General features: G+C 73.9%; 8 protein-coding genes. 3 read left to right on the top strand and 5 right to left on the bottom strand.

Annotated features, from left to right (window positions below):
* The first annotated feature begins 131 nt into the window (after window positions 1-131).
* Entirely contained in the window at window positions 132-1,316 is a 1,185-nt protein-coding gene (locus PLP61_RS12880) for a class I SAM-dependent methyltransferase (protein ID WP_324503133.1), read from the top strand.
* A gap of 201 nt (window positions 1,317-1,517) precedes the next feature.
* On the opposite strand, the gene PLP61_RS12875 is transcribed toward PLP61_RS12880, so the two are convergent.
* From PLP61_RS12875 to PLP61_RS12865, 3 genes are all read right to left on the bottom strand, one after another.
* Window positions 1,518-2,078: a hypothetical protein gene (locus PLP61_RS12875; RefSeq protein ID WP_324503132.1), complete on the bottom strand. Its 561-nt coding sequence runs from the start codon at window positions 2,076-2,078 to the stop codon at window positions 1,518-1,520.
* A 205-nt stretch (window positions 2,079-2,283) separates the two neighbouring features.
* Window positions 2,284-2,913 carry an MBL fold metallo-hydrolase gene (locus PLP61_RS12870; protein ID WP_324503131.1) on the bottom strand — a complete coding sequence of 210 codons (630 nt, stop codon included), beginning with the start codon at window positions 2,911-2,913 and terminating at the stop codon, window positions 2,284-2,286.
* Window positions 2,910-3,995: an S-(hydroxymethyl)mycothiol dehydrogenase gene (locus PLP61_RS12865; protein WP_324503130.1), complete on the bottom strand. Its 1,086-nt coding sequence runs from the start codon at window positions 3,993-3,995 to the stop codon at window positions 2,910-2,912. The genes PLP61_RS12870 and PLP61_RS12865 overlap by 4 nt, the downstream gene beginning before the upstream one ends.
* 166 nt (window positions 3,996-4,161) lie before the next feature.
* Between PLP61_RS12865 and PLP61_RS12860 the strand changes: the two genes are divergently transcribed.
* Together PLP61_RS12860 and PLP61_RS12855 are read left to right on the top strand one after the other, a co-directional pair.
* Window positions 4,162-4,692 (top strand): SigE family RNA polymerase sigma factor, encoded by a 531-nt coding sequence (locus tag PLP61_RS12860; RefSeq protein WP_324503129.1) that lies wholly within the window; start codon window positions 4,162-4,164, stop codon window positions 4,690-4,692.
* Window positions 4,689-5,939 (top strand): hypothetical protein, encoded by a 1,251-nt coding sequence (locus PLP61_RS12855; protein WP_324503128.1) that lies wholly within the window; start codon window positions 4,689-4,691, stop codon window positions 5,937-5,939. Before PLP61_RS12860 ends, PLP61_RS12855 begins: the two co-directional genes overlap by 4 nt.
* 9 nt (window positions 5,940-5,948) lie before the next feature.
* Here the strand turns inward: PLP61_RS12855 and tsaD are convergent, their stop codons facing one another.
* Together tsaD and PLP61_RS12845 are read right to left on the bottom strand one after the other, a co-directional pair.
* On the bottom strand, window positions 5,949-6,995 hold the full coding sequence (tsaD, locus tag PLP61_RS12850; RefSeq protein ID WP_324503126.1) for a tRNA (adenosine(37)-N6)-threonylcarbamoyltransferase complex transferase subunit TsaD: 1,047 nt from the start codon (window positions 6,993-6,995) through the stop codon (window positions 5,949-5,951).
* Between the two features lie 9 nt (window positions 6,996-7,004).
* On the bottom strand, window positions 7,005-7,361 hold a 357-nt coding region (locus PLP61_RS12845), incomplete at its 5' end, for a GNAT family N-acetyltransferase (protein WP_324503125.1).

Here is a 7,361-nt window from a genome sequence, read left to right as displayed (position 1 = left end):
GTCTCGGGGGCCTGCCGCCGGCCGCGCGGCGAAAGCGGCCGGTCCAGGTCCGCGTACCATCCCGCCCAGTCGGACTTCGCGTGGCGCAGCAGGATCAGGATGTGTTCGGCCATGGCTGCCATGATGCCCCGGTGGACCTGGAGACGTTTCGCTGGCTGCTCACCCCCGAGGGCCAGCAGCAGCTGCTGCGGGCCACCGAGGTGTACGTCGCGCACGAGGGGGACCCTGTCGGTGCCGCGGCCGAGATGCGGCGCAGCGAGCCGGATCCGGACCGGGCGGCCGTCGCCCTCACCCAGGTCGGGCTGCGGGTCCGCGCCGTGGCGAAGCTCGGGGAGCGCGCGCTGCGCATGTACTTCACGCCCGACGGGCTCGAGCAGGCGACCCGGCACCGGGTCGCGGCCCACCGGGCGGCCCGGGTGGCCGCGGCCGATCCCGGCTCGGTCATCGATCTCGGCTGCGGCATCGGCGGCGACCTGGTCGCGTTCGCCGAGGCGGGACTGACCACCGCCGGGGTCGACCTGGACCCGGTCCGGGTGGCCGTCGCGGAGGCCAACCTCACCGCCCTCGGGCTGCAGGGGGCGGTCGCGGTGGCCGACGCGACGGCGGTCGACGTGGAGGGGTTCGGGGTGGCCTTCGCCGACCCGGCGCGGCGCACCGCCCGTGGCCGGGTCTTCGACGTGACCGGCTGGACCCCGCCGTGGACCTTCGTGGAGCGGCTGCTCGAGGGTCGGGCGGTGGTCAAGACCGCGCCGGGACTCCCCCGGGACCTCGTGCCGGCGGGCGCCGAGGCCGAGTGGGTCAGCGACCTCGGCGAGGTGAAGGAGGCGGTGCTGTGGTCGCCGCACCTGGCGACCACGCGCCGCCGGGCCACGGTGCTGGCCCGCAGCGGGCTCGCGACGCTGACCGACGAGGACGACCCCTACGAGGGCCGGGCCCGGCCCGTGCGCGAGCTCGGGGAGTACCTGTACGAGCCCGACGGGGCGGTGATCCGTGCCGAGCTGGTCACCGCGGTGGCTGCCGGGGTCCACGGCGGGCTGCTCGACGAGCACATCGCCTACGTGACCTCCGACGAGTCCTTCCGGACCCCGTTCGCCCGGGGCTACCGGGTGCTGGAGACCCTGCCGTTCCGCGAGAAGCAGCTGCGCCTGGCGCTCCGGCAGCGCGGGATCGGCCGGCTGACGATCAAGAAGCGGGGGGTGGACGTCGTCCCCGAGGCACTCAGGAAGCGGCTCTCGCTCACCGGGGAGGACGAGGCGACGCTCGTGCTCACCCGGGTCTCCGGCGCCGGCACCGCACTGCTGGTCAAGCCCTTCTGATCGGCGCCCGGACCCGGCCTGCGACGTCGGAGTACCCCCGGCACGCTCCGCGGCGTACCGGCGGCCCTCGCGTCGGCGTACGTCGGGCTGCCTCCCGGGACTCCGCGCGGAGAACTCGCACGTGGTGGGGGTTGCCACCCCCGACAGGTGAGGGATTCCCCGCCCGGGGAATCCCTCACCTGCACCGCACCACCCAGGAGGTCAGGCCTCTGCGCGGGCGACCTCACGGGCGTGCCGCAGACCGAAAACCCCCAGCACCGCGAGCAGCGCCGCACCGATGAACGACGCGATCGAGGCCCAGAAGGCGATCGAGGCCAGGGTGTCGAACGCGTAGGCGTTGAGCAGCAGGCCGCGCAGCGTCGAGCCCATGAACATGGTCTGCCGCAGCTGGCCGAGCTCCTCGACCTTGGCCTGGTCGGCGTTCGGGTCGGAGGACATCGCCATGTACTCGCCGCTGACCTCGGAGTAGGTCTTGCCCCCGGAGGCGGCGTTCATGTGCACCAGGATGTAGTGGTCGGCGTACGCCTTCGCCTGGGCGCCGGTGGTCATCTTCTCGCCGGCGTACTGCTCCAGCGCGTCCTTCTGCGCCTGGGTCTCCAGGGCGTCGCCCTCGGGCATGGTGATGTGCTGGTCGGTCAGCTGGGTCTTGACCTGGTCGTGGGCGAAGCTGCTGGCCCACAGCAGCAGAACGCCGGCAACGAGCAGGACCAGCGCCATGAGCAGTCCGGTCCAGGAGATGAGCTTGTCGAGCGTGGCACGCATGGTGGTGGCCTCCTCCATACTGCGGACCGGGTGTCTCCCGGCCTTCGTGCCACATAATTTATCGTTCAACCATCTCTACGGCGAACACACAGGCCCCTCTCAGGGTGCGATCCTGGTCACATCGTTCGGACCCGAACGATGTGACCGGCGCCGGCCCGCGAAGGCACTGCCAGGCGCCCAGCCCCCGGCCCTCCACCCCAGGACGTCAGCCGCCGAGAGCCTCGCGCTCCGCGCCGATGGTGGTGTCCTCGCCGTGCCCGGTGTGCACGATCGTCTGGTCGGGCAGCGCGAACAGTCGGCGCCGGATCGAGGCCTCGAGGGTGGACCGGTCGCTGAACGACCGGCCGGTGGCCCCGGGTCCGCCGCGGAACAGCGTGTCCCCGGTGAACACGCAGCCGTGGTCGGCGAGGTGGAGGCAGACCGCCCCGGGAGCGTGCCCGGGCGTGTGCAGCACCTCCAGCCGCATGCCGCCGACCTCGATCACCTGGCCGTCGGCAAGGTCCGCGTCCCAGAGCAGGTCCGGGTGGGTCAGCTCCCAGAGCGGCCGGTCGTCGGGGTGCAGCAGGATCGGCGCACCGGTGCGCTCGCGCAGCGCCGGGGCCACCCGCACGTGGTCGTCGTGGGCGTGCGTGCACACGATCGCCCGGAGCGTGCGGCCGCCCACCACGGCGAGGATCGCGTCGACGTCGTGGGGGGCGTCGATGACCACGCAGTCCACGTCGTCGCCCACCACCCAGACGTTGTTGTCGACCTCGAAGGTCTCCCCGTCCAGGGAGAACGTGCCCCGGGTGACCGTGTGGTCGATCCGGCCGGGCGGGCAGGGGGCGGTGCTCACAGGATCACCACCGAGCGCAGCACGTCGCCGTGGTGCATCTTCTCGAAGGCCGCCTCGACGTCGGCCAGCCCGATCTCCTCCGACACGAACGCGTCGAGGTCGAGACGGCCCTGCTGGTAGAGGTCGACCAGCATCGGGAAGTCGCGGCTGGGCAGGCAGTCGCCGTACCAGCTGGACCTCAGTGACCCGCCGCGGCCGAAGACGTCGAGCAGCGGGATGTCCGGGATCCGCATGTCGGGGGTCGGTACGCCGACCAGCACGACCGTCCCGGCCAGGTCGCGGGCGTAGAAGGCCTGCTTCCAGGTCTCGGGCCGGCCGACGGCGTCGATCACGACGTCCGCGCCGTGGCCGCCGGTGAGGGCCTGGATGCCCTCGACCGGGTCGGTCTCGCGGCTGTTGATGGTGTCGGTCGCCCCCATCCCCCGCGCCCAGTCGAGCTTGCGGCCGTCGACGTCGACGGCGATGACCCGGCTCGCGCCCGCGAGCGCGGAGCCGGCGATCGCCGCCATGCCCACCCCGCCGCAGCCGATCACCGCGACGGAGCGCCCACGCCCGACCTGGCCGGTGTTGAGCGCCGCGCCGAGACCGGCCATCACGCCGCAGCCGAGCAGACCGACCGCGGCCGCCCGGGCGGAGGGGTCCACCTTGGTGCACTGGCCGGCCGCGACCAGGGTCTTCTCGCAGAAGGCCCCGATGCCCAGGGCCGGCGCGAGCTCGGTGCCGTCCTCGAGAGTCATCTTCTGGGTGGCGTTGTGGGTGGCGAAGCAGTACCACGGCTCGCCCCGGTTGCACGCCCGGCAGCTCCCGCAGACCGCGCGCCAGTTCAGGATCACGAAGTCACCGGGGGCGACCGAGGTCACTCCCTCGCCCACCTGCTCGACCACGCCGGCCGCCTCGTGCCCGAGCAGGAAGGGGAAGTCGTCGTTGATGCCTCCCTCGCGGTAGTGCAGGTCGGTGTGGCAGACCCCGCAGGCCTGGACCTTCACCACCGCCTCGCCGGGGCCGGGGTCGGGGACGTTGATCGTCTCGACCGTGACCGGCGCGCCCTTGCTCCGGGCGATGACCGCCTTGACCTGCTGCATCCGTGTGCTCCTTCCCGCGTGGGTACCGCGAGGAGGGTCCCAACCCGGCCGGGTGGTTGGCAACTGCCGGACGGACACGTGCAACCTCGCTGCGCCTCCTCGCGTCTTGGAGACGAGAGGATGGGAGGGACCGATGCACATCGTCGCCGACACGGGGGTCGCGCGCATGACCACAGCCGAGGACCGCAGGGACGCCGAGTTCACCGACTACCTGCGGGCCCGGCAGCCGCGGCTGCTTCGCACGGCGTACCTGCTCACCGGCGACCGGGCCGGCGCCGAGGACCTGCTCCAGACCTCGCTGGCCAAGCTGTACCTGTCCTGGGACAAGGTGAACCGGCGGGACTCGGTGGACGCCTACCTGCGGCGGATCATGGTCAACGAGCACCACAGCCTGTGGCGCCGGCCGTGGCGCCGGCGGGAGGTGACGGTGGACCGCGTGCCGGAGGATGCCACGGTCATCGACGAGTACGACGAGGGGCAGGACGCCCGGCTCTGGGAGCTCGTGCAGACCCTGCCCCGCAGGCAGCGTGCCGTGGTCGTGCTGCGCTACTACGAGGAGCTCAGCGAGGCCGAGACCGCCGAGGTGATGGGCTGCTCGGTCGGGACGGTGAAGTCCCAGGCCAGCCGCGCCCTGGCCGCGCTGCGGACCCGCGCACCCCGATCTCTGGACCCCCGACCCCAGGAGGACGAGCGATGAACCAGCAGCACCACGACGAGGGGCAGCGGCTGGGCCGTGCCCTGCACGAGCAGGTGGACTCGATGACCCAGGCTCCGCTCGGCCTCGACGACGTCAGGTCGCGGGCCCGGACCCTGCAGCGCCGTCGCCGGATCGCGGTCGGGGTGGGCATGCTCGCGGCCGCCGGGATCCTGGTGCCCACGGCCCTGGTGGTCGGCGACGGCGGGCCGGGCGGCACCGACCCCGGGTACGCCACGGGCGGCCCCTCGCCGAGCGTCTCGACCGGCCCCTCGCCGACGATCGGGCCCGTACCGGCCCCGACGCAGGACTTCGACGTCTCCGACCTGCCCACCGGCGCCGCCCCGGCGCTCGCGTGGGCCGACGGGCTGACCCTCCACCGGGCCGACGGGAGCACGGTGACGGTGAAGGGGGTGGACCGCATCCACCAGCTGGCGGCGATGGGGGACGGCTGGGTGGTCGCCACCGACGACGGCCAGGGCAACCTGGAGGCCGTCCGGCTGGCGGCCGACGGCACCGCCGGCGACAGGTACCCGCTCGACGGGGACCTGGCGACCTCTCCGGAGGGCCAGGTGGTGGCCTGGGCCTCCCCGACCGGGGAGGTGACCGTGGTCCAGTCCGGTGGCACCGAGACCCTCACCCTGCCGCGGGTGCCCGGGGCCGGTCCGTACTCGGCGGCGGCCGTGACCAGCGAGGACTGCGTGGAGGGCCGGACCACCGACGCCGGCTGCTCGGTCCTGGTCACCACGACCGGTGCCCGCCCGCAGACCTGGGTCTCGACCTCCCACGGCCTGGTGGACCGGCTGGGCGGGGGCATCCGGACGCTGACCGCCTACCGCTCCTTCTACGCGGGGATCACCGAGTACCACCCGGACCTGACCACCTGCTCGCAGCTGCAGGACGAGCCGGGCGTGACCCGCTGGCAGACCTGCGACTTCCGGCTGGTGGGCTTCTCGCCCGACAACGAGCACCTGGTGGCGGTCGGCTCCATCGGCGACGGGTTCGGCGACGGCGAGCTGGCGATCCTGGACGCCACCGGGACGCCGAGGGTCCACCTGCTCAGCTCGCGGGACAGCTTCGCGTTCAGCCTCGGCCAGGTGTGGGAGGACGACTCCCACGTGCTCACGGTCACCTACCAGGACGGGAGGTGGGCCGTGGTCCGGGTCGGGCTGGACGGCTCGATGGAGTACGCCGTGCCACCGGTCGCCGGGTCGGACGCCGACCGGCCGTTCTTCCTCCAGGTCCGCTGACCGGGGCCCTCAGGCCACGACGGTGGTGACCGGCAGGGAGGAGTCGGCCGGGAGGTCGAGGTCGGAGGGGGGCCGGCCCCGGGCCACCAGCTCCGCGCCGAGCGCGGCGATCATCGCCCCGTTGTCGGTGCACAGGCCGGGGCGCGGCACGCGCACCCGGATCCCGCGGGCGGCGGCCCGCTCCTCGGCCATCGACCGCAGCCGCGAGTTCGCCGCGACCCCGCCGCCGATCAGCAGGTCGTCGATGCCCTCGCTGGTCGCCGCGTCCAGCGCCTTGCGCACCAGCACGTCGCACACGGCCTCCTGGAAGGAGGCGGCCACGTCGGCCACCGGGACCGGCTCCCCGCTGCGTCGCCGGGCCTCCACCCACCGGGCCACGGCGGTCTTGAGACCGGAGAAGGAGAAGTCGAAGCGGTGCCGCTCCAGGTCGCGCCGCGAGGTGAGGCCGCGGGGGAAGTCGACGTACGCGCTGTCGCCCTCGCGCGCCACCCGGTCGATGTGCGGCCCGCCGGGGAAGGGCAGCCCGAGCAGGCGGGCCACCTTGTCGAAGGCCTCGCCGGCGGCGTCGTCGATGGTGGCGCCCAACGGTTGCACGCCGGCGGTGACGTCCTCGACCCGCAGCAGGCTGGAGTGGCCGCCGGAGACCAGCAGCGCGAGACACGGCTCGGGCAGCGGACCGTGCTCGAGCTGGTCGACCGCGACGTGGCCGGCGAGGTGGTTGACGCCGTAGATCGGGACGCCCAGCCCGAGGGCCAGGGCCTTGGCGGCGGCGACCCCCACCAGCAGGGCGCCGGCCAGCCCGGGACCACTGGTGACCGCGACGGCGTCGATCTCGTGCAGCGCGATCCCGGCCCGGTCCGCGGCCCGCTCGAGGGTGGGCACCATGGCCTCGAGGTGGGCCCGGCTGGCCACCTCCGGGACGACCCCGCCGAACCGGGCGTGCTCCTCCACGCTGCTGGCCACCGCGTCGGCGAGCAGGGTGTGGCCGCGCACCAGGCCGACCCCGGTCTCGTCGCACGAGGTCTCGATGCCCAGCACGAGGGGGCCGTCGGTCATGGCAGCACCCTACGAGTCCAGCGGGAGCTGCAGGACCACGGCGTCCGACCCGTCCCGGTAGTAGCGGGGCCGTCGGTCGACCGGGGTGAACCCGTGCGCGCGGTAGAACGCCGCCGCGTCCTGGTTCCCTGCGCTCACCTCCAGCAGCAGCCGGGTCGCGCCCAGCTCCTGCGCCCGGCTCCGGGCCGCGGCGAGCAGGGCGCTGGCCAGCCCGCGCCGGCGCTCGGTGGGGCGCACGCCGAGACGCAGCAGGTCGCCCACGTCGCCGTGCACCATGAGGACGGCGTAGCCGGCCGGCCCCTGCTCCCCCACCGCCACCAGCACCGTGCGCCCGGGGCCGACCAGCTCGGCGGCCAGCGCTTCCCG

The organism is Nocardioides sp. (assembly GCF_035429765.1).
Classification (GTDB): domain Bacteria; phylum Actinomycetota; class Actinomycetes; order Propionibacteriales; family Nocardioidaceae; genus Nocardioides.
The sequence above is the reverse complement of the archived record's forward strand: the minus strand, read 5'-3'. Positions and strand labels throughout refer to the sequence as shown.

What these genes read in the sequence shown, in the direction of transcription:
- tsaD (WP_324503126.1), bottom strand. Translation starts at nt 6,995, where the DNA reads ATGACCGACGGCCCCCTCGTGCTGGGCATCGAGACCTCGTGCGACGAG.
- PLP61_RS12865 (WP_324503130.1), bottom strand. Translation starts at nt 3,995, where the DNA reads ATGCAGCAGGTCAAGGCGGTCATCGCCCGGAGCAAGGGCGCGCCGGTC.
- PLP61_RS12860 (WP_324503129.1), top strand. Translation starts at nt 4,162, where the DNA reads ATGACCACAGCCGAGGACCGCAGGGACGCCGAGTTCACCGACTACCTG.
- PLP61_RS12875 (WP_324503132.1), bottom strand. Translation starts at nt 2,078, where the DNA reads ATGCGTGCCACGCTCGACAAGCTCATCTCCTGGACCGGACTGCTCATG.
- PLP61_RS12855 (WP_324503128.1), top strand. Translation starts at nt 4,689, where the DNA reads ATGAACCAGCAGCACCACGACGAGGGGCAGCGGCTGGGCCGTGCCCTG.